Origin of the sequence: Trichococcus flocculiformis, from assembly GCF_900113645.1 — a bacterium.
Taxonomy (GTDB): domain Bacteria; phylum Bacillota; class Bacilli; order Lactobacillales; family Aerococcaceae; genus Trichococcus; species Trichococcus flocculiformis.
In genome coordinates this window covers 1-24,137 of record NZ_FOQC01000023.1, presented here as the reverse complement: position 1 = coordinate 24,137, position 24,137 = coordinate 1, and the positions used below count along the sequence as shown (strand labels likewise).

The window sequence follows — 24,137 nt, the reverse complement described above, 5'->3', positions numbered from 1 at the left end:
GACGCCATTTGAGAAAGGCAGTGCTTGGCGAGGTATTACTACGAAATACAGAAGGAAGAGGAGGAATACTGCCGTATACATAAACAAGTAGATTTTTTTCATGGTCTCTCCTTTATCCACTGGATCAGAGCGTTTGAATATAAAGCATAAACAAATTCAACACATACGAAACATAAGCAAGACTGAACAGCGACATAAAAACAGTATCAATTATCTTTGCTGAGAGTGTCTTGCTGGAGTCCACCCTGTGATCATCAAGATTACTATTTAAAACTAGAGCGGGGATGAGGAGGTACAGGATACTATCAAAGTTGAATTCTTTGGGCAGGAAGGAAAAATCATCCGAAAAAAAACTGAGGATGATAGAACTAAGAAAAAGAATGATAAAGAAAACCTTTAATGAGAAATTTGTATTTTTCATTTGTACCCTCCGTCAGTCTTGTAAGTGTTATGGGGAAATCATCTAAAATATTCCGATGATTAAATAAAGAGCAAGAAGCAAAATTACCGCATAATCGAGTATTTTTTGTAAATAATTTCCTGAGTTGTTTTTGAATGTCCGTATCAAAAAGAATAAAATTATTGTAGCAACCCAAATGTATCCACCTCTGGATGTATAAGAAGGATATGATTGGGATGAAAGAAAATATTGCACGAAGCCTAACGTCATGAAGAGAATAAACATCAGCTTTGAGAAATTTACCAATTTAATTTGCATGAATGAATCACCGTTCTATCTAAAATCAGACTCCGTATTTTTGCAAACCATCGTCTCTGAGCGCTAGAAATATTCTTTATTTTGATATTGAGAATGCCTGTCATAGTTATCCTTACTTTATTTTTCTTTTTCAGATGAGGGTGCTATAGAAACGACTTTAAGGAAAACGATCAGCAGGAAACCACCCAGGAAAAAGGTTGTATAAAACTTAGTTTCGCCGTATTCAAAAATGAGTCGGGAAGAAAATAAAGCAGCTACAATGCAGTAAATGAATACGAAAAGAAGGTACTTATTCTTTTTGAGATAGTCTATGGCACCACGATTTTGTTTTTTTCGGGGGAATTGCATAATCTGACATCCTCTCAAAAAAAATTTTAAATAAGGCGTTACATTTCAAAAATACCAAGTGGCAATTGAGTTGATTGCTGATTTACTCATCGCTATCGAATGAATGCAATAATGTCACAAGGCCTTCGCTTATTCTCCAAACTGCGATCAAAGAAAAAATACACTTCATGATGTAAATGGACAGATAGAAACTCTCAGAATAGTTCTCCTCGCCCATTGTTTGAATCATTAGGATTGGCAACAAACCAATCACAATACTTTTTACTGTGGTAATGATAAAAATTGCAATTCTCATTGTATGTCCTCCCACATATGTATGTATAAGTTTTTTAATTCAGTCTAAATGGACTTCCTAACTATCTTCTTTATTCTGAAAATACTTTGTAATGAGTAGGTAATAATAAAAAGCAAGACCAATCAGAAGGATTAAGATTAAAAAATAGCCATATTTCACTCCTGAAAAAAATACTAATCCTTGACTAACGACAGGTGATAAAAAAAGCGCTATCAGAAAGATTAGTTCAAGCTCTAATAAAATTAGGATTCTTATACTTTTAACCTTTAGTGAAAAAGTATAGGTAAAAATAATTAAGGACAGAAAGATTAGCATTAGAACATTATCGGATAAGAAGCGTAAACCCGTTACAGGCTGAACGGTTAGTGTTGCCGGATCTGGAACTAAAATCCAAGGCATAAACAGAGTAGTAAATAAAAATAAATAAATTACGGAAACTAAATTAGTTTTAATAAAATTCATTTCCTATCAGCCCCTTACCTCTAATTTGTTTGCAAAGAAATTACTTAAGAACCATCCCGCCACTTTGGAAAAGGATATTTTGAACTGTCATCGTCCATTGAGAGGAGTTCCTTTTTAATGACAAAGTATTATCAGTATAATAGTAGCATGCACTTATATGCTCTTTTTATCCCAGAAAGTATGCGCTGAGTAAAGCAAGCGGTCCTTGCATCCATACAAAAACAAGGTATTTGTTACAATAGTATCATGAAAAATGTATAAATAATAATATATTTATATGATGAGCTTGCTTTTGGTCCATGACTTTTCGCTCTTTTTCGCCGTTTGAGTCATAGGGCTCTCAATAGAATTTTTCCTTTAATAATAGCTAATCAGAATACTGATAAGTCTTAGTCTATCTATTCCTTCAAATGCCTGTACAGTATTTTCATCTAGAAAACCAGAAGGAGTCTCAAAATTTATGAAGTAAAAAATAGAATAGTAGAGTGAATCAGTGCCAGTCCTAGCATGATGGCTGCGGCAAAAGAGAGGAGAGTCCATCCTCGATTTTTACCTTTCTTGCTTTCTTCAATGCCGATTGTGATTACTAGCAAACCCGCACAGAACATACTGAGATTCTGGTAGGCAAAATTCTTAGTTAATAAACTATAAGCGCCTAAAAGGAAAACTGTGATGGAGAGGATAGCTTTTATAATTTTTATATTCTTCATACGACCTCTTACTTTCTTTTTCTAGTTTTTTTACGAAAAATATACTTTCCGTATAATAACATGATTTATAGATATTTTTTATCTATGTCTTTACTTTAGGCTAAATGGAAGGGATTTAAAAGCAACCAGTGGCTTACATCCTCGCACTTTTCAGGCGCATGTGCCAATAGCAACTGCGGGTTGCTAACTTGTGCCTAATCGATTTCTGGTAAAAAGAGGCAATATACCTTATCATGAAGGAAATGGGTTTAAAGGAGCGTATGGAATGTTACTAGGAGAAAAATTGAAGGAAACACGGCAGAACAAGGGGCTTTCCCAAAGTACAGTAGCTGAACATCTGAATATTAGCCGCCAGTCCATTTCCAAATGGGAAAATAATAGCAGCTACCCTGATTTGGATAATCTGGTCCGCTTAAGTGAGTATTATGAAATCTCGATAGATGACCTCTTGAAGGAAAATCAAGGATTAAAAACAAAGATAGCCGAGAATAATTTTAAAATTAAGGATTCCCAACAGAAGCTCGACCATATCCGGTCTGGTTACGAACGGGACGAAGGATTGGCTTTATTAATTATTTCTCTCATTGGCTGTTTAGTCACACCTTTAGGAATCCTGATTGCGCCGATTGTGCTAAAAAGAAACAAAGCAACAAACACTTTCCATAGAGGAGTGATTGTTACTTCGATAGTGTGCATGTTGATTAATTTTTGGGGAGTGTACGGTTTTCTCAGCACTATGTTTGGTTGGGGAGTAACTACTACTGTAGAATATTTAGGATGACTAATACGTAATTAGTAATGACCCATTACTAATTGTGGAACGCAAGTAGATATTATTATTTAAAAAACCTGCTTTCCAAGCCAAATGAAAGGTTGCCTGCTTGTTGCTATCTAAACCTAGGCAGACGATAAACCTCCCATATTAAATTATTTACCTGAAAAATTGGCTTGTAAAATGATAAGATAAAATTCATATGCCATCAACTATACAAATAAGCGTGAAAGGTCTGTGATAAAAAAGACTTTTCACTCTTTTTTCGCCTTTCAATACTAGGGTTTATTAATAGTTTTTTCTTTGAATAATAGCTCGTCAATATACTAATAAGTCTTATACTCCACACTTTCACCGAAAGAATAGTAATTATCCTTTTCTGTATTTTCTATGTACCCATCTGCCTGGACAAAAGCAATTAGTCTGTCCATTTCCTCAAATGCTTTTACATCGTTCTCATCAAGAAAACCAGAAGGAATCTCAAAATTTACTGTCACTGCGTCCCCTGATGGAACAGTTATTCTTTGTTCTGTAGGAAGTAGATAAAAAGGATTTGGAGACACTTCATCCCCTTCATTGTGAACAGAGAGATAAAAATTTGTATTTACGAAATCCTGATCTGAAGAATTTTCAATCGTAATTGCGAAAAATGATTGGGAAGAGCTGCTTAGAGTATAATCTGATGCTGAAATAGCGAGGGCGTTCATCGCTTCTTCAGCAGGATTCGCAACTGGTTCGCTCGCTCCTGCACACCCATACATCAGCAAAAGCTCAAGTATAATAAGTGTAATTTTTTTCATATCATGACACCTCAATTTCTAATTGACACCATAGTTCCTCTGAATAGTCACCAAAAAGTTAAGTAAAAGTAGCCTGGGTAACTGTTACTTAACAATTAAGAAGTAGAGAAAGCTCAATACAAAATAACACAATATGCCTAATAGCAATAAACCCAAATATTTTTTCACCATGCTCCACCGATCCTTCCTACAGCAGAATGTCATTTAGGATATATCACAACTCCAGTTGCGACATATCCTACAAAGTCTCCCGCTACGAACACAGATTTACTAGTACCAACGGATCTATTTTTCATTATATCTGGTTCTTCTTTATTCGTATTGGTAGCGTAAATCACATTTTTTTGCGTTGCTTTTGCTAAGCAACCGCTGTTTGCATCACCATACTTTAGCATTGCACATTTATAATTTAGCTTTTTCTTCAAAAAACAAGCATAGTGTTCAAAATAATAATTTTATAGATTCATTTATTTAAATTTTCAATTTTTTCTTCCAAGTCGCTTATTTTTTTCTCTAATTTTTTGATATCATTCCTTACAACTGATAATGCACCTAGATAAATAGCCACGAATGGTAGAAAGGCTAAAAGAAAATTTTTTACCGCGTCCATTGTTACCACCTTCTAACTTTTTATTATTTCTTCCACAATTTATACAAGCTGGGACAAGTAAAAATACCAAGTTCTGGATTTTACAAATCCTCAATCAGATAATTTTACTTTATTTTTTTAACAATCGTAATAAGTAAATAGATCAAGTATAGTAGTGCTGCTAAGTTCAAAAAGCTCCAAAATGCCACCATGAAATCATCTCCTCCCATGCTGTTCCGGGTAAAGGCCTATTTAAATCAAGCCGCAACCAATCGTTGCTGGCGATGAAACCAATGAATGCTTATCAAAAGTGATGCCATCTTCATTCCCTATTGATTTCCTATGTACTCCACGCTGGAGGGTCCGCCCCAGTGGAATAGATTGCCTAAGTGCGCATATAAACCAAATGCGTTGACTAAGAGACTGATCACTCCTGCAACAAACACCAGCTTATAGAAGGTGTTTGTTGCTTTGTTTCTTTTCAGGATAATCGGAGTGATGATCAAACCTAAGGGAGCAATCAAACAACTGAGAAGATTAAGCATCAGCAGGACCAATCCTTCATCCCGATCGCCATTCATTTGGATATAGGCTAGTTTCTTTTGGGAGTCTTTAATCTTTTCGTTGTTTTCCTCTATTTTTTTTTTTAGTCCTTTATTTTCTTTTAAAAGATCATCAACAGTGACTTCGTAATATTCACTCAATCGCACGAGATTGTCCAGGTCCGGATAACTGCTGTTGTTTTCCCATTTGGAAATGGACTGACGGCTGATATTCAGATGTTCAGCGACTGTGCTCTGCGATACGCCTTTCTTTTGGCGGGTTTCTTTCAATCGTTCTCCTAATAACATTATTTTGCACCCCTTTCGATTACTTTCCTTCATGATAGCGTAGATAGCGTTCTTTTTCTAGAAACGAATGATTGCACATCCGCACTTATTGGTTGCGTATAGTGTGGAATCGTACAAAGTGCGGCCATGTAAACCACTGGTTGCTGTTCTATTTATCAGTTTTAGCGTAAGTTGAATGTATCCACATCAAAACTTGAAAGGAGGCGAGGAGGCGAAATGATTTCCTATATTCTGTGTACTGTTTTTGTTCTTGTGTTCTTCCTGCCTACTTTATTTTTTCAAAGAAAATCCAAGATGACCAAAATAGCAGGGCGACTCAAAGTAGCGACTCTCGGAAAAACGAGCAACATTCAAAGTGAGTTCTTCTATTATGAATCCATCAGATTACAAGACGTGATAAACGATTTGCTGTTTCAGAGCGCCTTAAAAGATGCCGCTGCGTTGTTCATCTATCCCTCTCAGTTCCGCATTGTGGCTCAAAAGGAGTACCGGGAGTCTCTACAAAGGAATGCTCGAAAGATACCAGTAGTCGTGATTGGAGCGGAACGATTTAATTCCGATCCTTTCAGTCAAGAAATCCTGCCGGGATCGGAACTGCATGAAACTATCCAAGCTTTTTTCTGCTTTTCTAATGGCGACGATTGTTTCTTCAGAACAACTGAGTCCACCTATCAGGACCAAAAAGAACTGTACCAAGCAGTCTGCCTTATGCATAAGACGGATTGCTATGCTGAATGGGAAAAAAGTTTCTACGAATACTGAATGTTTCGATCGGATGTGCAGTCGAGCAAGCAAAGAAGCAGCAAATTACTTTAGCGTATTTTTTTTCTGCTTATAGATTCCCGACATATTATTCAGTTATTTACTCTTTACTAAAAGTATACGTTCGGCCTTCAAAAGAGATGTAATTTAAATTTTCCGTTGCAATAAAACGGTCACCTACCTTAAATGGTTCATTTGACTCATCTTCTAATCGTTGTTCTATTGAATACATAGCTTCTATTATGTCGGATTTTGGAAGGTGAAATTCAATTATTGATTGATCATAATACTTTACTTCAACTGGCCACAGATTATCTTTGATAAGGTCGTTATACTCTGGAAAGTCGTAGAACGGTTGCATTAATTTTTTTTTATAATCCATATTATTATGTCAGCTCCTATTTTTTATTTGGTATGTGAATAGCTTAGCATAACATAACGCCTAATATCTAGCTTTAAAAGTAACCTGTATTTCCGGGGCGCCTAGCTACGATTTAATAAAAAATCAGCAAATTACTTATTTTTTGAAGGGGGATATATTATGTAATTCTCGCGAAAAAAACGGAGTAGCGGTATCATGGATATGTTGAAGAGAATCGGTAGTGCTTCTATAGTCATTTATTGCATTACAGCTGCTTTATTTTCTTTCCGACTTTTGGAGAACTTCGTCCGAAAATAAAAGAAGGTAAGAGATTTGTGGATGCAGTACAAATTTATTTTAATAGGGAGGTTCTATGGATAAGTTGGATCGGTTTGCATTGATTAATGATTTCATTAGCTATATTGGGCTTGTTCTAATAGGCATGCTATGTAACACTTTTTTGAACTTTGATAATGAAAAAGAGAATGCTATCCTGTTTTTGATTTTGATTGTATCAGGATTAATAATTTCCTACTTAGTGGCGTATGCAGTCAAACGTAAAGTTCCGGAGTATGAATCAAAAAATAATAAATCAGTACTGTTCTATATGATTCTCATGTTGATTGTCAGATGGATTCCTGGGATTTGGCCGACTTCCATAGTTGAATTAATCCTTTTCTTAACCTTTTTATTTCTTTTGGTTGTTGTCCGGAACGTTTATATCGAGAAGAAGGCAGCGCAGCAATAAAACAGCTTATGGAGTCCCGTGCGCTAGAAGCGTATCCGATTCAGAGAGGAGAACCGAATGCAAAACACAAAAATTTTGAAGATCACTTTTGGTGCAGTGGTGCTTATCCTGAGTGTGTACAGTCTGTGGACAAAAGATTTTACTTACCAGAACATCACGTTATTCTTTTTGGGATTGTTAATGAGCGTACTCGGCGTTGAGGAATCGAAAGGGAACAAGGGTCGGCGCTGGAATGTCTTTGTTTTTACGGCAATTGTCCTGTTCGCAACGCTGTTGATCCAGTATGTGATGGTTTTATTTGGTTGATTCAAATGAACAGTGTGAATCGGGTTACCTGTTTTTCATTTAACGGGCATTCTTTTGTTAGTTAATTAACTCAACCAATTTGCGGAAGGAATGAAACGCGAAGGGAGTAAGGGGCCATGATGGAAATTTTCGATGCTGGGTGGACGTTAGTAAGCGCACTAGCTATTATCGTTATTCTAGGTTGGATCATCCGCTATTTCTTCAAAAAGAGATAGCGGTCTACAAGGCGGTGTGCATTTGTACTGAAGGTATCACTGTAGAAATGACAAATTATTTGTTACAATCGTATCATACATAAATTATTTTAAAAAAGATATTTATATTTCATTAGAGAAGGCGCGTTATGAATGACAAGAAATACAACCTTTTTGCATACGTGTTAGCTTGCACTTCATTCATTGGAGCAGTCCAATGCCCAAGCGTTCTTTTGATCTGGTGGTTTGTTATCGGACTTGGCAGTGCTTTATTGTTTGTCTACAGCGGCAAAGCGCCTGATAAGAAATTAGTTTCTCTGGGTATAGATGTTTTTAACCTGGTTGTGCTGCTTTTTGCCAAAAGTAAACTTGAAAACAGAATAGAAGCACGGATTACTCAAAATCAAAAATGATACAAGAGGAGATGAGCTATTGTGACAATCACTAACCAACCAGGCGGCTTTTTGATTTATGGTGGCTTTTTATTGGCCATAGTCGGACTGCTCTTTTTTCTTTATAAAAAAGTCAAAGCAACACAAAATGTGCAGCAAACACGTCTGGTTTTGGTAGCTTTGATCGGAGCCATAATCATAACGACGCTATTCTGGATTCCGATATTTTTTATAGTAGTGAATTGATTCAAGTGGTACTTACGAAAGGGGATCAAAATGAAGCTTTTATTAAAAGGGTTGATCAGGGGAACTCTTCCATTTGCTTTTATGTTGTCAATGTATGCATGGAATAATTTTCAGGGAAGAGCAGCCGATGCGAAGGTTTTTCTTTTTTATGGATTCATGGCCTTGTTCTTGGGACTGGCAAGCATCATATACGAGTTAAAACAGTGGAGCTTCCGCAAGCAGATTATGGTTCATTACTTGACGATGCTGGTTACGGTTTTTCCATTGCTGTTGCTGAGTGGGTATCATAAGACCAACTCTTTTGGAGCTATTTTCCATGTATTTCTACTGTTCAACAAGGTTGGTGTTATTCTTTTTGTAACCACTGCCCTTATTGTCAGAGTACGCAATAGCCTTATGAATTTGAAGCAAACGGATCGCTAAAACTGAACCTTTGTATTTGAAAGAAAGCAGGTGGATGGATGAGTACGCGAGATAATCAGAAAAAGTACGACGACAAAAGCAATGTGGACAGTTCCATTTATTCGAGAGTCAATATCGGTCAGGGGGCAAGCAACAAGTTCGATGGCCCGAACCTTACGCATTCGGGAGGGAGCATGAATAATCCCGATGAGCACGTGCATCATAGGAGCAGCTCCTTGACTACGGTCCTGTATTACGTGGTCGGCATTGTCATTTCCGCCTCGATAGCATTCGCAGGCATGCAGATTTTTCACGATTACTTCTATGGCGAGGGACTCAATAAGTTACTCCCTTCGCTACTGCTATTACTCGGCTCGTTGGCGATCGGATTTTTCAGTGCAAAATGGATTGTTAAAAAATTTTTGCCATCCAAAAAGAGATAGCTTTATTTGGTATCGCTGAAGAAATATCCCTTCCGTTTGTGATAGAATCTAACTGGAATGATAATCAAAAATGCTGTAAGAAGTGAGGATACAAAATGATTGCAACGACGGAAGAGGATTTTAACGGATTAAAAGAAATTGGCGGCATTTGCGGAGCGATACGCGATGAAATGGTGAAAGCCACGAAACCTGGCATCACCACTAAAGAGCTTGATGATATCGCGAAGGAGCTTTTTGAAAAAGCAGGGGCACAATCGGCACCAAAAGGGGAATACGATTTCCCTGGATATACGTGCATCAGCGTGAATGAAGAAGTGGCGCACGGGATTCCGAGCGATCGGATCATTGAAGAAGGGGACCTAGTGAATATTGACGTTTCGGGTTCCAAAAATGGGTATTTTGCGGATACAGGTATTTCTTTTGTAGTCGGGGAAGGCCATGTCGCGCTGAAAAAAATCTGTGACGTCGCCAAGGAAGCATTCGATGCGGGTCTTGCGAAGGTAAAGCCGGGCGCGAAAACAAGCAACTTAGGAAAAGCGGTGCACAACGTGGCGAAACGCCATGGCTTGACGGTCATCAAAAACCTGACCGGACACGGTGTCGGACGCGCAATCCACGAAGCACCGGATCATATCTTCAATTACTACTCGCGCTGGGATGATGAAATTCTGAAAGAGGGCATGGTCATCGCCTTCGAGCCCTTCATTTCAACATTCGAAGAGGAAGTTTTCCAAGTTGAAGATGATGATTGGACCTTCTTTACAGAAGAAAGCATGGTCGCCCAATACGAACATACGATTATTGTGACGAAGGAAGGCCCGATCATCACCACGCTTTAAGAGCTTTGAAACTCCAATAGGCGCGTTTGTGGGACAAGGACAAACACTTGCATGTAAAAAAGCACAGGTTAATTTCTGTGCTTTTTTACATACCATTTTAGCTATCTACACTCGCGGATAGCACGTGATCATGCATTTGATTTTTTAAATAGGAGCAATCCTGCAAATATCATCAACCCACCAACACATGTCGCCAATGTAGGGATCTCGCCCATTATCAGGAAGCCCATCAAAGCGGCCAATAATGGGGTAACAAACATATAATTCGTTACATCGCTTATTTTTTGCGCCATTGTTAGTGCTTTTGCCCACAACATATACGCGAGTGCGCTTGGGAACACACCCATGAAACCCATCACCAACAACTGATAGAGAGGGGCATTGCCGAATTGTATCGCCGCATCCGGTAAATACACCAACAGGAATAGCGTTCCGGCAAATACGCTGTAAGCCGTCGCTTGTAAGGGAGAATATTTTTTCAGTAAAGAACGTTGCAGAAGATTATAGCTGCTGATGCAGACAGCTGCTCCAAACATCCATAATATGCCTGCATTCACTGAAAGGATGCCGCTCCATAAGGTCAAAACCAGAATGCCGCTGAACTCCACTGCAATCGCGAGCCAGCCTAAGGGTCTGATTTTTTCCTTGAAAATGATCCGGGCGAACAGAGCAGTCAGGATAGGTGCCGATGCGATGACAACACTTCCCGTTGCTGCTGTCAGCGATTTGGATGCTTGGTTGAAGGTGATCATATATAGCGCAAAACCTAAAACACCGGCTAGCAGGAATTTAGGGAAATCCTTTTTTCCGGAAATCCAATTTTGTAAAAAATTCCGATTGCTATAAATAATAGAGAGGCGATCACATAACGAAGAACGCCTATCGCTTCTGCGGTATAGTAAGTCAGCGCGATTTTTGTAAAAACAAATGCCGACGCCCATAGAAGCACTGTAATAAAAGCATATAGTTGAGCCTGATTTTTTGTCTTTTGCATTTTTCCCTTCGCGTTCTTGAATAAACAAGTCACTCCTGGTGAAAATTCATTCAGCTTTATAAATTCTCTTTTTGATATAATTGATTCATAGCAAACAACCCCAAATCAATCATACAAAAAATTTGGGGTTGTTTGTATTTTTATGCCCTGAGGGGCGTGAAAAGTTGTAAAGTGGTGTAATACAAAAACCGAATAAAATGAACTATATGTCTATTTACTTCGCTGGATAATGATAGATAATTTAACAAAATATTTAATTTATATTGACAATTATACGACAAGTGATATGATAAAGACAAGATAGCGCTACCAATAATGGAATATGTTTCTAGGTTTCTCCACAGCAAGTATTTTTAAAAGCTTGTCACTTGGAAAGTGGAAAGGATGATGAGATGGATAAGTCAGAAAGACAAAAAATGTATACCTATTTTTCATTTCAGCCAGCAGTAGGAGTAACAATATCCATCGCTTTGGTATTCTACTATTTTATTGTTGGTGCTCCGAGAACTTGGAACAGCACACTTTATATTCTGGTCCCCACTGTCACCCTATTTTTAATTTATTTTCTACTACGGCTATTTCTGGGTCAAAAGATTACTATGTCTCCCAAAATAAGAACTATAACCACTATTTGGACAATCTCCTTAGCTTTGTTTCTTGGTATGTTTGTCATGTTTAAGCCTAATCTCGAGATAGAAAAAATCACATTAAATGATATTGAAGAGATTAGTGAAGTTTTTAACAAAGATGGCTACTATTTAATTTACAGTGCAGATAGCTGTGTATATTGCCAAAAAATGAAACCAGTTTATGAAGCCTCTTTCTTTCGATTCAATAAAGACGAAAATGTTTATATTGTCGATTTATCAGCTGTCCAAGTACAGGATGAGCGATTAAGTGAATTGGATGTTTCAAAGATCCCTTCATTGCGGCAATATTCCAAGGGGGAAGAGACAAAGCGTATAGATGGAGTTAAGAGCCTCGAAGAGATAAATCAATTTGTGGATGGTGAAGGGTAATTAAAATCTAACTAAAGTGAAGGTACTCATGAATAATATAAAAAGAATATTGAATATATCAATGATACTTTCAATAATACTATTTTCTTTTGTCTCGTCTCTTTTTCCTGCCCAGGCACAAGCAGAGACAATCTCCCTCTCCTATAAAGAAGGAATTAAGCAGATTGTTAAAGAAAATGATGTAGAAGTGTCCGTTTTCTCTTCTAGTTGCAGACATTGATGGAGATAGACTATATCCATTTATAATATAGAAGTTAGAATTGGCATTTAGTAATCTAGCACCCTATAATTAACACTGTAGGGCGCAACTTCAAATGGCCGAAATGTTGCGAGATATGGTCGAGGCAACTGTAAAAGCAGCGAATAAAAACAATAAATAAGGAAATGAGACCGTATTATTTGAAAGAGCAAAACAATTTCCGATGGGTGTAGAGAGTAGTGCCATTGATTATAGAACCCTTTTTCTTAGAGCATAGGTTATGCACTATCCATAACCGATTAAAATTTGGTCTTACATCATGGCAGGGTTAGAAGGATTCGATGAAAGAACATGTTATATTCCTCATTTCTGAAAATCAAATAGTAAACTGTGATAGGTATCAGTACGATAAGAAGTAAGCGTGAAAATTTCTCGGCTCAGTAACAGTTACTTTGCGGATACTGGCATTTCTTCTGTTGTTGGGAATGCGTAAGTCGCATTAAAAGTGGTACAGAAGCTATTATCAAAGATGAAAGAGGAGGGTTGTGTGTTGAACAGAAAAATTATATTAGAGAGTTTGCCCGAGCCGCAAGTGTTCGAGCATGTTGCCCCTACTTTTTTAAATGCTGAAACGATTGCTGAACGGAAACAAAAACTGTTGCAGAGAATGAGTGAAGAAAACTTTGAAGCTTTGATTATTTATGCGGATAAAGAGCATGCAAGCAATTTTGAGTATTTAACCGGTTTTATTCCCCGTTTTGAAGAAGGTCTGTTAGTTGTCCAAAATCCAGAGAAATTTACTTTGATTCTTGGAAATGAGAACTTAAAACTATGTGCGCATGCACGTGTTCCGGCCGATTTGATCCATTACCCACAGTTCTCATTGCCTAACCAGCCGATGGAGAATGAAAAAACACTTGAATCCATATTCCTTGATTTGGGTATCGCCAAAAAGAAACGGGTCGGTGTGATCGGCTGGAAAATGTTTACGACGAAGCAAAGCGATCCGTCCACACTGTTTGATGTACCGTATTTTATTGTAGATGCCCTCAAAAATACCATCCCAACAGAGTGTGAGTTAGTTAATGGTGCGTATGTGATGATTGGGGATAACGGAGTCCGGACCACGAATAACGCCAACGAAATCGCGCATTACGAATATGGCGCTAACCTGTCTTCGCGCTGTATGTTACGTGCCATGAATGCTATTGAACCGGGCTGCAAAGAAACAGAAATCGGAAATTTGTTGAACGCCGATGGGCAGTACAATTCAGTCGTCACGATTGCGGCAGCAGGGCAGCGCTTTGAACTTGCCAATATATATCCCACTCATAAAGAAATTCAGTTGGGCGAGCCTATGTCCCTGACCACCGGATTCAAAGGTGGTTTATCCAGTCGAACCGGGTTTGTGGTTGAGCAAGCAGAGCAACTTCCGGATACGCAAAGAGATTATTTGGAAGCCGTCGCAAAACCGTATTTTGCAGCTGTAGTCAGTTGGCTGGAAAACATAAAAGTTGGAATGGCCGGAAATGAATTGTACCAGCTTATTGAGGATGTATTCCCTAAAAGCAAATATCATTGGCATTTGAATCCAGGGCATCTGACAGCGGATGAAGAATGGATGTCCTCCCCAATCTATGCAGATTCTTCTGAGAAACTGAAAAGCGGCATGATTCTGCAGATCGATATCATCCCATCGGTACCTGGGTATACCGGAGTGAGTGCCGAAGAGTGCGTTGCTATAGCTGATGAAAACCTCCAGCATGAAATACAAAAATCCTATCCGGAATTATGGGAACGGATTTCTGTCAGAAGGGACTATTTAACAAATGTATTGAATATCAATCTAAGTGCGGATGTGTTGCCATTATCCAACACAGTCGCGTATTTACGCCCATTCTATTTAGCGAAGGAAAAAGCTTTTAAGATAGAATAACTAACTTCAAGCACTAGCATTCTTTTTTCCAAGGGATGTCAGCAGAAGCTAAGTTTGGATTCAAAAGTGAAGATAGCAAAAGCGCCTCTCGATACGAAAGTCTGTATCGGAAGGCGCTTTTCATATGCTTTAACAATAATCCATTCAACGAATCAGTCGCCGAAATGATAGCGAATCTTTGCGAACATATCCTCTAAGATAACGTTGTTGTTGACGATGTGCCTATCACGTATTGGCTTTTTTGAACAGCAACAAGCCGGCAAAGATCATCAGGCCGCCCAACCATGTCGACAATGCAGGGATCTCTCCCATTATGAGGAAGCCCATCAAAGCGGCCAGCAATGGCGTAACAAACATGTAATTCGTTACCTCGCTTGTTTTTTGTGCGAGCATCAGCGCTTTTGCCCACAACATATACGCAAGTGCACTGGGGAATACGCCCAGAAAAATCATCACCAGCAACTGCTGAAGTGGGGCATTGCCGAATTGGACCGCCGCATCCGGTAAATACCACAGCAGAAACAGGGTTCCAGCCAAAACGCTGTAAGCTGTTGATTGTAAGGCAGAGTATTTTTTCAACAAGGAACGTTGCAGCAGATTATAGCCACTGATGCAGACGGCTGCGCCAAACATCCAGAAAATACCTGCGTTCACCGAAAGGATACCATTCCATAATGTCAAAATCAGTATTCCGATGAATTCAACGATGATTGCGACCCATCCCAGCGAGCGGATTCGTTCCTTGAATATCATCCAAGCAAACAGGGCCGTCAAGATAGGTGCGGAGGCGATGACAACACTGCCTGTTGCGGCCGTCAGCGATTTTGAAGCCTGGTTGAAGGTGATCATATAGAGCGAAAACCCTAAAGCACCGGCCAGCAGGAATTTAGGGATATCTTTTTTCTCCGGCAATCCAATTTTTTGGAAAACCCCGATTACAATGAACAATAGCGAAGCGATCACATAACGGAGAACGCCTATCGCTTCTGCCGTGTAGTAAGTCAGCGCGATTTTTGTGAAAACAAATGCCGATGCCCACAGCAGCACTGTAACAAAGGCATAGATTTGTGTCTGATTTTTTGTCTTTTGCATGTTTCCCTCGCTATCCTGAATCATCAATACGCTTCCGATGAAAACGCATCGATTTTCATGACACTCATTTTAGGTATGTTTATAGGATAATTTAATTACAGGAAAAGTCAATGATTTTCAGAAGGGAGATTCTGTGGTGTTCGGAAAAAACGATCATCAGTGATCGATTTTTTTCACTATCTAAAAGTAACTTCCTGTTATATAATGAAAAAATGTTATGAATTGGCGGAGCGCCATTTTTGGGGGAGAATAAGACTATGTCCAAAGAAATTGCAACGCTTGCCGGAGGATGTTTCTGGTGCATGCTTGAACCGTTTGATGAAAGACCTGGAATCGAGTCCGTTGTTTCAGGCTATACCGGGGGTTTCAAAGAAAATCCGACGTATGAGGAAGTGAAGGCAGGAGGAACCGGGCACACAGAGGCGATCCAGATCACTTTTGATAATAGTGTGATTTCCTATGGGGAGTTGCTGGATATTTATTGGCAACAAACGGATCCGACAGATGCCATGGGACAGTTCATGGACCGCGGCTCGTCGTACCGTCCGGAAATCTTTTATCACTCGGAAACACAGAAAGAAATTGCGGAACGCTCTAAAGAGGAGCTGAAAGACAAACTGGCAATCAATGCGCCGATTGTCACGCAAATTTCTCCTGCAAGCATCTTTTATCCTGCAGAAGAGTATCATCAGGATTTTTATAAAAAAGAGGGAAATTATGAGCGAATGATACCCTTGGAGGAAGACAGACAAAATCGCTTAAATGAAGTATGGGGAGAGGCGGACAAACATGAAAAAAATATTTAAAAGTTTAGTAACGGTTGGGGCAGCGGTATTGTTTCTCGCTGCGTGCGGCCAGGAAGCGGCTCAAGAAGATATCCGGACTGTGAAAATTGGCGTTGTCGGTGAACGGAATGAGGTGTGGGAACATGTTCAAGAACAACTTGAAGAAAACAACGAGCCCGTAAGAATCGAGCTAGTAAAATTCACGGAATATGTGAAACCGATCCAAGCTTTGGAAGAGGGCGAAATTGATCTGCACGCGGCTTTGACTGAAATTTACATGGAACAAGTGAATGAAGATGCTGGATACAGCAACACAACAATCGCGTATACGACACTGAATCCGATGGGGCTTTTTTCTGAAAAACACACATCTGTAGATGAAATACCGGATGGTGGGGAAATCGCAATACCGGATGATGTTTCGAACGAATCCAGAGCCTTGCTGTTGTTGCAGGCTGCCGGATTGATTGAATTGGATGCAGAAAAGGGCTTGTTGCCTACTGTAAATGACATCACATCAAATCCGAAAAACCTCAAATTCACGGTCTTGGCTGCCAATCAGACGGCTCGCGCCATGACGGACGTCGATGCCTCCGTAGTCAATAATGACATGGCTGCTGATGCAGGCTTGGTGCCTACTGAGGACGCCATTTTCCTTGAACCCGTGGCCGACTCATCCAAACCTTATTACAACGTAATCGCTGCTCGAGAAGATGAAAGCGAAGACCCTGATTTCCAAATCATCGTCGATTACTATCAAACTCCTGAAGTTGAAAAAATCATAGATGAGGTCACCAACAAATCGTCCATACCCGTTTGGGAATAAGCACTAAACACCGCCAAAGTCAGCCAGGCATCAGCTGACTTTGGCGGTGTTTTTACCTTCATCTTTGTTGTTGAAGGGTTAATCTTTGATAGTGCAGCCAAGTTTCTATAAAATAGAGTTGTAACAGAGTATCGAATAAGAATGTGGAGGTAATGATTATGGCTAAATTTGTAAAAGGCTCCTACCGCACCATTTCAGAAGTTCATGCTGTTCTAGAGGATTTGCGTAAGGAAGGGTACGCGGAGTCAGACATTACGCTTGTCACAAATAAAGATAACACATACAAGGAATTGGATGATTCCACAGATGCACAGATCAAATTGGAGGAGCATCATGCCGAACATTTTTCGCTTTGGGAAAAAATCCTGAATATGTTCCCCATTTTCACGAGTGATGATTACGTGACCAACACCGAAAACCCCGACTCTGAAGCGGAAGAGGACACTTTGTTGGATGGGTACCAGAAACAATTGGATGATGGCGAAATCATTGTGATTGTGGATGACTTGTTGAATAAGGAAAGTGCGTTGAACTTGGAACCGATGAACCCAGATCCAGGCGTAGCCAAAGATATCCTTGAAGATGCGCCGGAAAAGGATTCTCATCCCGATGTCGAGGCAATGGAAGATGTTTTGGAACAAGAAACAACATATGTTCCGGGAGATGAAGACAAGATCTGACATAAAAGGCATTGTTTGACCACCAGGCAATTTCCGCAACAAGCAACCGCACAAAGTTGGATCCTATAACAAAATGCACCCGATACTAGCCTGACCAACATCTGGTCGGATTGGTATCGGGTGTTTGCCTGCTCATTTCTGTCAACTAACCTTCCAATAATGCGGCTATTTCCATTAAGTTTGATACAGTGTATGTGCTTTGCGGGGCGAATGGATCAGGTTGACTTTTCTTCCGGTCAAACCAGACGCAGTCCATTCCTATGTTGAGAGCGCCTTTGATATCTGAGGACAAGCGATCCCCGATCATTAAAAATTCTTCTTTATGGCTTGCGTTCAAAGTATCCAAAATATGTTGAAAGAAGAGGGCATTCGGTTTCTCATGCCCGATTTCTTCGGATATGAAAATATCTTCAAAATAGCCTTGCAGCTTGGAATCTGCTAATCTTTTTCTTTGCGTATTGCCTACGCCGTTTGTGCCAATATATAATTTGTATCCTTGCCCACTTAATGTGTCCAATAATTCAGTTGCGTGGGTAATGGTCGAATGGCCTTGGTTTAAATGCTCACGGTACATCGCCTCTACTTTTGATCCACTCTCATCTATCTGAAATTCTTTCAAAAATAAGGAGAAGCGTGTTTTTAAAACTTTCTCGCGAGAAATCAAGCCCTCTTCCAATTGAGACCACAAGCCATCGTTAATGCCTTTATAACACGCAATAGTCTGTTTATTGTAGGGCAAATTATACAATGTAATAATTTCTTTTAAAGCCTGTTCTTCTGTATCTTGAAAATCAAGTAGTGTATCATCTAAATCAAAAATGATATGTTTATATTTATTCATTCTTATCCACCTCTTCTTTGTAATATATCCTATATCAGAATATAATAATAGGAGATATATCATAGTGAGGTGACAATTTGGAGAAGATTCGTCTAAAAGAGTATGCTGCACAATCTGTCGATAGATATAGAAGCATGCAAGCAATTTTTCCGGAAGCACTGTTACATCAAGCCTACATTTGCAAATTTTCCTGCAATGAATATATTGTGCGTTTTGACGAAGATATTCGCTGCTTATTCTTATTGTTGGATGGGAGGGCAAAGATCTATTTAGTGCATGAGAACGGAAAGCGCGCACTCATTCAGTTTCTAGGGAAAAATGATTTTATTGGTGAATTATCTTTAATCGAGGCAGAAGAACATTCAAAAGATGTTGTAGCTATAAATGACTATACGTGTCTGGCGATTCCGTTAGCATCAGCGAAAAAACAGCTGCTGGAGGATAATGCTTTTCTTCTTCATTTATCAAAATATTTAGGTGATAAATTGCTTAAAAGAACAGAGCATTACACAGCTATGCAAGATTATGAACTCAAAAATAGATTAGCAAAGTATATTCTTCAAATTGAGAATAATGGCTATTTTCAAGAAAAACTGACAGAGACAGCGGAGTATGTGGGAGTAAGCTACCGACATTTGTTATACACGCTCAACAAATTCCGTGAAGAAGGATTATTGGAAAAAAGAGGCCGACAATATTTCATTGTCAGCAAAGAAGCGTTGGAAAAATTAAGTTTGAAAACCAATCGATGCACTAACCAAAATTCTCACTCGGTAAAACAGACGATTCCATCAACAACACCTCGACTATAGTGAATAAGCCCACGAGCGGGCTTGTTCATTATAGTCGAGGTGTTTTTTGCTTTTTTATCAATTACTCCATGAAGAACAATACTATTTCTAACGTTAAATAAGATGGAGCAGGAATGAAGCGATAGAAAAGTAAATATAGAGTCCTAAAATATCATTGATGGTGGTAATGAATGGTCCGGATGCGATGGCTGGATCGAATTTTAACGTATTGATAAGGATAGGAACAACTGTCCCGCTGATGGTAGAAAGACTCAGGGTGATGAAAATGGTTATCCCCAGTATGAGCGCGAGGACAGCATTTCTGTAAAAGATGAGAATGACAAGCGATAAAACAATTCCTGCCAAAAGACCGATACACATCCCCACCATAAATTCTTTCCAAATGGTACGTCCGATGCGCTCATCCTGTTCTTTCAAAATCAAGCCTCGAACGGCCACTGCTAGCGACTGGGTTCCTACGTTACCCGCGGAGTCCATGATGATAGGAATAAAGGCGGCTAAAACGACTACTTGATTGAGCGTTTCTTCAAATGAGCTGATTAGACTTGCGCTAAGCATTCCCATAAAGAGTAAGATGATGATCCATGGTGAGCGTGCACGAGCAATTTCCCAGACGGTTTCTGGCCGGTCAAAAGTGGTCGTAATGGCTGAGAACTCGTTAAAGTCTTCAGTTACTTCGTCTTCCATGATGTCCATGATATCATCCACCGTTACAATCCCTCTGAGGATATTTTTGTCGTCCAGGATAGGCAGCGCCACTAAGTCGTAATCTTGGATCAGCCGGGCTATTTTTTCTTGATCATCCTCGAGTCGCGCGTGGATGAAGTGTGAGGACATCCTATCTCCGATCAGCACTTCTGCAGGGAGAAGGAATAAATCACGTATGGACAAAATCCCGAGTAAGATACCGTGCGCATCCAAGACATACAGATATTGGATGATTTCTGCAGTTGGAGCTTGTGCACGCACTTGATTAAAGGCTTGATGGACAGTGGAATTGGGAGAAACGCTCACAAATTCTTTTGTCATAATCGAGCCAGCGCTTTGTGACGGGTAAGCCAGCAACTCTTCTAAGTCGGCTCGATCCTGGTCGCTCAGTTGATTCAGAATGGCTTTGCCTTCAGATCCTGTTTTAGCCAACATACTCGCTGCATCGTCGCGTGACATCCTCTGGAGAATTTCCCGCACATATTCGGGTTTAAAATCCTTCAGCAAGTTTGCTTGCTCATCCACATCCATCCAGCTCAGTACATCAGCGAATTCTTTTGCTGTTAAAAAAATTTCGATTTTCTTCTTATTTTCAGGATATAAGCGGCGCAGCACCTCCGCCTGGTCTCGCTCGTGAAGCGTCAGCAAAAGGGTGCGGAATTGCTCGCGGTCATTCTCTTTTAGAACTGCGAAAATGTTATTGTAATAGGACTCGTGTTTGAATACATTTTTTTTCATTATAATCCTCCTCTTGAGAAGGCAGCGAGCCTTCCCGTTTTGTTAAGTTGAATCGTCTCATCCACCTAGCGGGGTCAGGTACCATTCTGCCACCTCCTCAATAGTCTCCTTTGGGTTTAGTTATATTGACAGTATCTGCTTCATTATAACATTTTTTATATGAATAGATTGCATAGTTGGTGCAGCGGACTATGTCTATTTTGCATATAGCTTTAAAGCCAACTGTAACGACAGGGTATGATTGGTATCGTTTTCTTGATCATACACAATGAGGTCCTGTAAAAAATAATCAATAAATGCCGACCAAGGATCTGTTCTATGGTTTCTTCTTCGCGAAATCGTTAAATCAACAATACCTCCACTATAATGAAGAGGCACACGATTGTGCACAAAACATTATAGTGGAGGTATTTTCTTAAGTTCTATCTATAGTTTTTCTCCATTTGTAGTAATTACCTGCTTATACCAATCAAATGATTTTTTCTTGCTTCTCTCTAAAGTGCCATTGCCATAATCGTCTTGGTCAACGTAGATGAAGCCGTAACGTTTGGACATTTCAGAGGTACTTGCGCTGATTAAATCGATACAACCCCAGCTTGTGTACCCCATAAGATTTACACCCTCTTTGATCGCTTCATTCATTTGCTCAATATGTGCACGCATGTAATCGATACGATAATCGTCGTTGATTGAGCCGTCTGCCTCTACTTTATCATAGGCTCCAAGTCCATTTTCTACGATAAACAACGGTACTTGGTAGCGATCATACATTTTCTTTAAGGTAATACGCAATCCTTTAGGATCGATTTGCCATCCCCAATCAGATGACTCTAAATAAGGGTTTTTCACACCACTGAAGAAGTTCCCTTTTTCCTTCTTCTTATCAGGTGCTCCGCTGGCAACCATTGACATGTAGTAACTAAAGGATAAGTAATCCACTGTATGTTGCAGTAATATTTCTTCATCGCCAGGAAGCATGTCAATCTTAATATCATTTTCTTCAAAATAACTTAACATGAAACTTGGGTAATAGCCACGAACTTGGACGTCAGTGAAGAATAGGTTCATTTGGTCTTCTTTCAGAGCTTCTAATACATCATCCGGACTGCAAGTTTCCGGATAGACTTCCATACGGGCCAGCATACAGCCGATCATGGCATCAGGGATCATTTCATGACAGGCCTTGACCGCTCTGGCGCTGGCTACAAACTGATGATGTAAAGCTTGATAAACCGCTTGCTCCTTGTGTTCTACCTCATCTATCAGAATACCACTACCAATATATGGAGACATCGTTGAAACATTTATTTCATTGAACGTTAACCAGTATTTTACTTTTCCTTTGTAACGATCAAATACCGTTTCTGCATAATGAACAAAGAATTCAACTACGCGTCGATCTGCCCAGCCATTGTATTTTTGAACTAATGTAAGTGGAATTTCATAGTGTGATAACGTCACAAGTGGCTCAATGCCATATTTCAATAATTCATCGAAGACTTTGTCATAGAAAGCTAGCCCTTCTTCATTTGGCTCTGTCTCGTCACCATTTGGAAAAATACGCGGCCAAGAGATGGACATACGGAATGTTTTAAAACCCATTTCTGCAAACAGTGCAATATCTTCTTCATAACGGTGATAGAAGTCGATACCACGGCGTTTCGGGAAATTGTCGCCACCTTTTCCTGCTAAAAGATCTTCTAATTCTTTTTTGCTTCTGACATCCATTTCAATTTCATTTCCACGCTCTTCTTTTGGTACAAATTGAACCATATCAAAAATGGAAAGTCCTTTACCGCCCTCGTTGTAAGCTCCTTCTAATTGGTTTGCAGCCGTAGCTCCACCCCATAAAAAACCTTTTGGAAATGTCATATGCTATTCCTTCTTTCGACTTTTTTTGTTTCTGATTTCATTATAATTTAGTGATGCAAAAAAAACTGGTCAAAAGGAGACCAGTTTAAGGCTGAGAAGGATGGTGCTATTGGAATCAATGGAACAATACATCAAACAATCTTAATAAGGTTTGACTACTGACAGCACTATTTTCAATTTTTCCGCATTGTAAAATTTCATCAAACAATTCCAGATGTTGATGTGGCTCCGAGAAGGTAATGAGTAATTTCTTTCCCTTTGTCTTTTTAAGTTTTTCAAATAAGAGGAATTCCTCTGAGAGTAAGTATCCCTGGATAGAAATAGTGATGATCATATCTTCCTCTGTCAATATATCCAGAGCATCCATTTGTTTAAAAATGTTTGTATTGCATTCACAAAATTTCCCTGCCAGAAGTATTTTTTTTTGCAACTCCAAAGCTTGGATTTGATTCTTTTCAAAACCTAGTATGACAACTCTGCGGGATTTGCTGATCTGTTTTACGATCCGCTCGATCTGTTCTTTTGGGATATTTTCAATTATTTCCACGTTTTCTTTTAATTGCGCTATAAAGCTATCGCCACTTAGGGCAGTATCGTTTTTTTCAAGAGATGCCCCATACTTCATTACAGAATTTCTTAAGCTTGAAAAATTTCTGAAACCAATTCTTTTGCAGAAACGATTAATTGTAGAAGGCGCTACATTACATACCTCTGCGACTGTTTCTAATGAAAATCCCTCGATTTTATGAGAATTTTCGAGCAATGTTTTCGCTATGTGGTAGTTAATATCTTTATCAAGAGAATTGTTTATGTAAGCTAAAAGATTATAAATCAATGTTTCCACATTTCCCACCTCTTCAATTGATTTCAATCACTTCATTATTTTAACATTTATACAGACTTAGTACAGAGGGGAGGGATGATAAGAGATACAGCTGCAGAAAGAAAGACAAGTAAAAGGTGAAGAAATAAAGAAAACGCTTGCCTTGAAGTGGACTTTAACAAGTAAACTAATAATGAACAACAGGACAATGGTATTCAGCTTCATTCTTTTGTTCCATAAAAATAGGGTAGTGCCAAAAATTCTATGGAAACTGCCCCAAATAACGAGGTGATGTGAAAAACCAAGTCCTGCTATTCAAAGTTTGGTGAAACAAACACTCTTGACAACCGAGCCAATGGTTTTTTCCTTTGCCGTCAAGGGCGACGGTATACAAAAGGAGCAGCACAAAGTAGCCCTTGGCTCAGAAAATTTTAAACCATTGGCCATTCGGATTGTCAAGAGTACGCTCCGCTGTTTGTTTAGTTAATTGGTTCTCTTTTTTTAGAGGGCTCAGGTGCCAAAAGTTAAGGGGTTTGGTCCATCAGCCAATCTTGTGATAAAGAGATTAATTTTG

29 protein-coding genes and 1 pseudogene are annotated in these 24,137 nt (G+C 39.3%); 15 read left to right on the top strand and 15 right to left on the bottom strand.

The features are described 5' to 3' along the window. Positions 1 to 124: 124 nt before the first annotated feature. The 4 genes from BMZ71_RS14900 to BMZ71_RS08915 all read right to left on the bottom strand — a co-directional run bounded on the left by BMZ71_RS14900 (position 125) and on the right by BMZ71_RS08915 (position 2,533). Positions 125 to 421, bottom strand: a complete 297-nt coding sequence (locus tag BMZ71_RS14900; protein WP_086943014.1) for a hypothetical protein — start codon at positions 419 to 421, stop codon at positions 125 to 127. Positions 422 to 1,148: 727 nt separating this feature from the next. Then, the gene (locus BMZ71_RS08925) at positions 1,149 to 1,361 is read right to left on the bottom strand and encodes a hypothetical protein (protein WP_086989552.1); all 213 of its coding nucleotides are present in this window, start codon (positions 1,359 to 1,361) and stop codon (positions 1,149 to 1,151) included. Positions 1,362 to 1,418: 57 nt separating this feature from the next. Further along, positions 1,419 to 1,823, bottom strand: a complete 405-nt coding sequence (locus BMZ71_RS08920; protein ID WP_086989554.1) for a hypothetical protein — start codon at positions 1,821 to 1,823, stop codon at positions 1,419 to 1,421. 458 nt (positions 1,824 to 2,281) lie between these two features. Then, positions 2,282 to 2,533, bottom strand: a complete 252-nt coding sequence (locus BMZ71_RS08915; RefSeq protein WP_086989556.1) for a hypothetical protein — start codon at positions 2,531 to 2,533, stop codon at positions 2,282 to 2,284. Between the two features lie 265 nt (positions 2,534 to 2,798). Here BMZ71_RS08915 and BMZ71_RS08910 point away from each other — a divergent pair, with 265 nt between their 5' ends. Beyond that, complete coding sequence (locus tag BMZ71_RS08910) at positions 2,799 to 3,314, top strand: helix-turn-helix domain-containing protein (RefSeq protein WP_086989557.1); 516 nt, start codon at positions 2,799 to 2,801, stop codon at positions 3,312 to 3,314. A gap of 317 nt (positions 3,315 to 3,631) precedes the next feature. Here BMZ71_RS08910 and BMZ71_RS08905 read toward each other — a convergent pair whose 3' ends face one another. The 3 genes from BMZ71_RS08905 to BMZ71_RS08900 all read right to left on the bottom strand — a co-directional run bounded on the left by BMZ71_RS08905 (position 3,632) and on the right by BMZ71_RS08900 (position 5,545). After that, complete coding sequence (locus BMZ71_RS08905; RefSeq protein ID WP_086989558.1) at positions 3,632 to 4,105, bottom strand: hypothetical protein; 474 nt, start codon at positions 4,103 to 4,105, stop codon at positions 3,632 to 3,634. 463 nt (positions 4,106 to 4,568) lie between these two features. Further along, on the bottom strand, positions 4,569 to 4,715 hold the full coding sequence (locus BMZ71_RS14895) for a hypothetical protein (protein WP_177187562.1): 147 nt from the start codon (positions 4,713 to 4,715) through the stop codon (positions 4,569 to 4,571). Between the two features lie 308 nt (positions 4,716 to 5,023). Further along, on the bottom strand, positions 5,024 to 5,545 hold the full coding sequence (locus BMZ71_RS08900; RefSeq protein WP_086989559.1) for a helix-turn-helix domain-containing protein: 522 nt from the start codon (positions 5,543 to 5,545) through the stop codon (positions 5,024 to 5,026). Positions 5,546 to 5,839: 294 nt separating this feature from the next. Here BMZ71_RS08900 and BMZ71_RS08895 point away from each other — a divergent pair, with 294 nt between their 5' ends. Beyond that, positions 5,840 to 6,307 (top strand): hypothetical protein, encoded by a 468-nt coding sequence (locus BMZ71_RS08895; protein ID WP_143071416.1) that lies wholly within the window; start codon positions 5,840 to 5,842, stop codon positions 6,305 to 6,307. A 100-nt stretch (positions 6,308 to 6,407) separates the two neighbouring features. On the opposite strand, the gene BMZ71_RS08890 is transcribed toward BMZ71_RS08895, so the two are convergent. Continuing rightward, the gene (locus tag BMZ71_RS08890) at positions 6,408 to 6,689 is read right to left on the bottom strand and encodes a hypothetical protein (protein WP_086989562.1); all 282 of its coding nucleotides are present in this window, start codon (positions 6,687 to 6,689) and stop codon (positions 6,408 to 6,410) included. 352 nt (positions 6,690 to 7,041) lie between these two features. Between BMZ71_RS08890 and BMZ71_RS08885 the strand changes: the two genes are divergently transcribed. The 7 genes from BMZ71_RS08885 (at position 7,042) to map (ending at position 10,238) form a co-directional block, all read left to right on the top strand. Further along, positions 7,042 to 7,416, top strand: coding sequence for a hypothetical protein (locus BMZ71_RS08885; protein ID WP_086989564.1), 375 nt, complete (start codon positions 7,042 to 7,044; stop codon positions 7,414 to 7,416). Positions 7,417 to 7,473: 57 nt separating this feature from the next. Next, on the top strand, positions 7,474 to 7,722 hold the full coding sequence (locus BMZ71_RS08880; RefSeq protein WP_086989566.1) for a hypothetical protein: 249 nt from the start codon (positions 7,474 to 7,476) through the stop codon (positions 7,720 to 7,722). A 343-nt stretch (positions 7,723 to 8,065) separates the two neighbouring features. Further along, positions 8,066 to 8,329: a hypothetical protein gene (locus BMZ71_RS08875; RefSeq protein WP_086989568.1), complete on the top strand. Its 264-nt coding sequence runs from the start codon at positions 8,066 to 8,068 to the stop codon at positions 8,327 to 8,329. A gap of 21 nt (positions 8,330 to 8,350) precedes the next feature. Beyond that, positions 8,351 to 8,554, top strand: coding sequence for a hypothetical protein (locus BMZ71_RS08870; RefSeq protein WP_086989570.1), 204 nt, complete (start codon positions 8,351 to 8,353; stop codon positions 8,552 to 8,554). 30 nt (positions 8,555 to 8,584) lie between these two features. Further along, entirely contained in the window at positions 8,585 to 8,977 is a 393-nt protein-coding gene (locus BMZ71_RS08865) for a DUF3021 family protein (protein WP_086989572.1), read from the top strand. Positions 8,978 to 9,015: 38 nt separating this feature from the next. Then, positions 9,016 to 9,399 (top strand): hypothetical protein, encoded by a 384-nt coding sequence (locus BMZ71_RS08860; protein ID WP_086989574.1) that lies wholly within the window; start codon positions 9,016 to 9,018, stop codon positions 9,397 to 9,399. Positions 9,400 to 9,494: 95 nt separating this feature from the next. After that, positions 9,495 to 10,238 (top strand): type I methionyl aminopeptidase, encoded by a 744-nt coding sequence (gene map, locus BMZ71_RS08855; RefSeq protein ID WP_086989576.1) that lies wholly within the window; start codon positions 9,495 to 9,497, stop codon positions 10,236 to 10,238. 128 nt (positions 10,239 to 10,366) lie between these two features. On the opposite strand, the gene BMZ71_RS15330 is transcribed toward map, so the two are convergent. Beyond that, positions 10,367 to 10,795: a DMT family transporter gene (locus tag BMZ71_RS15330; protein WP_281242333.1), complete on the bottom strand. Its 429-nt coding sequence runs from the start codon at positions 10,793 to 10,795 to the stop codon at positions 10,367 to 10,369. Positions 10,796 to 10,876: 81 nt separating this feature from the next. After that, a pseudogene (locus tag BMZ71_RS15580) lies at positions 10,877 to 11,232 on the bottom strand (DMT family transporter); the annotation flags it as partial. Positions 11,233 to 11,624: 392 nt separating this feature from the next. On the opposite strand from BMZ71_RS15580, the gene BMZ71_RS08845 reads away from it, so the two are divergent. Both BMZ71_RS08845 and BMZ71_RS08840 read left to right on the top strand, forming a co-directional pair. Further along, the gene (locus BMZ71_RS08845) at positions 11,625 to 12,251 is read left to right on the top strand and encodes a thioredoxin family protein (RefSeq protein ID WP_086989578.1); all 627 of its coding nucleotides are present in this window, start codon (positions 11,625 to 11,627) and stop codon (positions 12,249 to 12,251) included. Positions 12,252 to 13,000: 749 nt separating this feature from the next. Beyond that, on the top strand, positions 13,001 to 14,386 hold the full coding sequence (locus BMZ71_RS08840) for a M24 family metallopeptidase (protein ID WP_370684641.1): 1,386 nt from the start codon (positions 13,001 to 13,003) through the stop codon (positions 14,384 to 14,386). A gap of 225 nt (positions 14,387 to 14,611) precedes the next feature. Here the strand turns inward: BMZ71_RS08840 and BMZ71_RS08835 are convergent, their stop codons facing one another. Beyond that, positions 14,612 to 15,478, bottom strand: coding sequence for a DMT family transporter (locus tag BMZ71_RS08835; protein ID WP_086989596.1), 867 nt, complete (start codon positions 15,476 to 15,478; stop codon positions 14,612 to 14,614). A gap of 257 nt (positions 15,479 to 15,735) precedes the next feature. Here BMZ71_RS08835 and msrA point away from each other — a divergent pair, with 257 nt between their 5' ends. The 3 genes from msrA to BMZ71_RS08820 all read left to right on the top strand — a co-directional run bounded on the left by msrA (position 15,736) and on the right by BMZ71_RS08820 (position 17,769). Continuing rightward, a complete protein-coding gene (gene msrA / locus BMZ71_RS08830; protein ID WP_086989582.1) occupies positions 15,736 to 16,284 on the top strand; it encodes a peptide-methionine (S)-S-oxide reductase MsrA in 549 nt (182 codons plus the stop codon). Continuing rightward, positions 16,268 to 17,089, top strand: a complete 822-nt coding sequence (locus BMZ71_RS08825; protein WP_086989584.1) for a MetQ/NlpA family ABC transporter substrate-binding protein — start codon at positions 16,268 to 16,270, stop codon at positions 17,087 to 17,089. The genes msrA and BMZ71_RS08825 overlap by 17 nt, the downstream gene beginning before the upstream one ends. A gap of 158 nt (positions 17,090 to 17,247) precedes the next feature. Next, positions 17,248 to 17,769 (top strand): general stress protein, encoded by a 522-nt coding sequence (locus tag BMZ71_RS08820; RefSeq protein WP_068562231.1) that lies wholly within the window; start codon positions 17,248 to 17,250, stop codon positions 17,767 to 17,769. 145 nt (positions 17,770 to 17,914) lie between these two features. Here BMZ71_RS08820 and BMZ71_RS08815 read toward each other — a convergent pair whose 3' ends face one another. Then, complete coding sequence (locus BMZ71_RS08815; protein WP_160117042.1) at positions 17,915 to 18,610, bottom strand: YjjG family noncanonical pyrimidine nucleotidase; 696 nt, start codon at positions 18,608 to 18,610, stop codon at positions 17,915 to 17,917. A 77-nt stretch (positions 18,611 to 18,687) separates the two neighbouring features. Between BMZ71_RS08815 and yeiL the strand changes: the two genes are divergently transcribed. After that, the gene (gene yeiL, locus BMZ71_RS08810; RefSeq protein ID WP_086989588.1) at positions 18,688 to 19,422 is read left to right on the top strand and encodes a transcriptional regulator YeiL; all 735 of its coding nucleotides are present in this window, start codon (positions 18,688 to 18,690) and stop codon (positions 19,420 to 19,422) included. Between the two features lie 93 nt (positions 19,423 to 19,515). On the opposite strand, the gene mgtE is transcribed toward yeiL, so the two are convergent. The 3 genes from mgtE to BMZ71_RS08795 all read right to left on the bottom strand — a co-directional run bounded on the left by mgtE (position 19,516) and on the right by BMZ71_RS08795 (position 23,584). Further along, positions 19,516 to 20,868: a magnesium transporter gene (gene mgtE, locus BMZ71_RS08805; RefSeq protein ID WP_086989590.1), complete on the bottom strand. Its 1,353-nt coding sequence runs from the start codon at positions 20,866 to 20,868 to the stop codon at positions 19,516 to 19,518. A 426-nt stretch (positions 20,869 to 21,294) separates the two neighbouring features. Beyond that, positions 21,295 to 22,740 (bottom strand): glycoside hydrolase family 1 protein, encoded by a 1,446-nt coding sequence (locus tag BMZ71_RS08800; RefSeq protein ID WP_086989592.1) that lies wholly within the window; start codon positions 22,738 to 22,740, stop codon positions 21,295 to 21,297. Positions 22,741 to 22,855: 115 nt separating this feature from the next. Then, a complete protein-coding gene (locus tag BMZ71_RS08795; protein WP_160117040.1) occupies positions 22,856 to 23,584 on the bottom strand; it encodes a MurR/RpiR family transcriptional regulator in 729 nt (242 codons plus the stop codon). Positions 23,585 to 24,137: the final 553 nt, after the last annotated feature.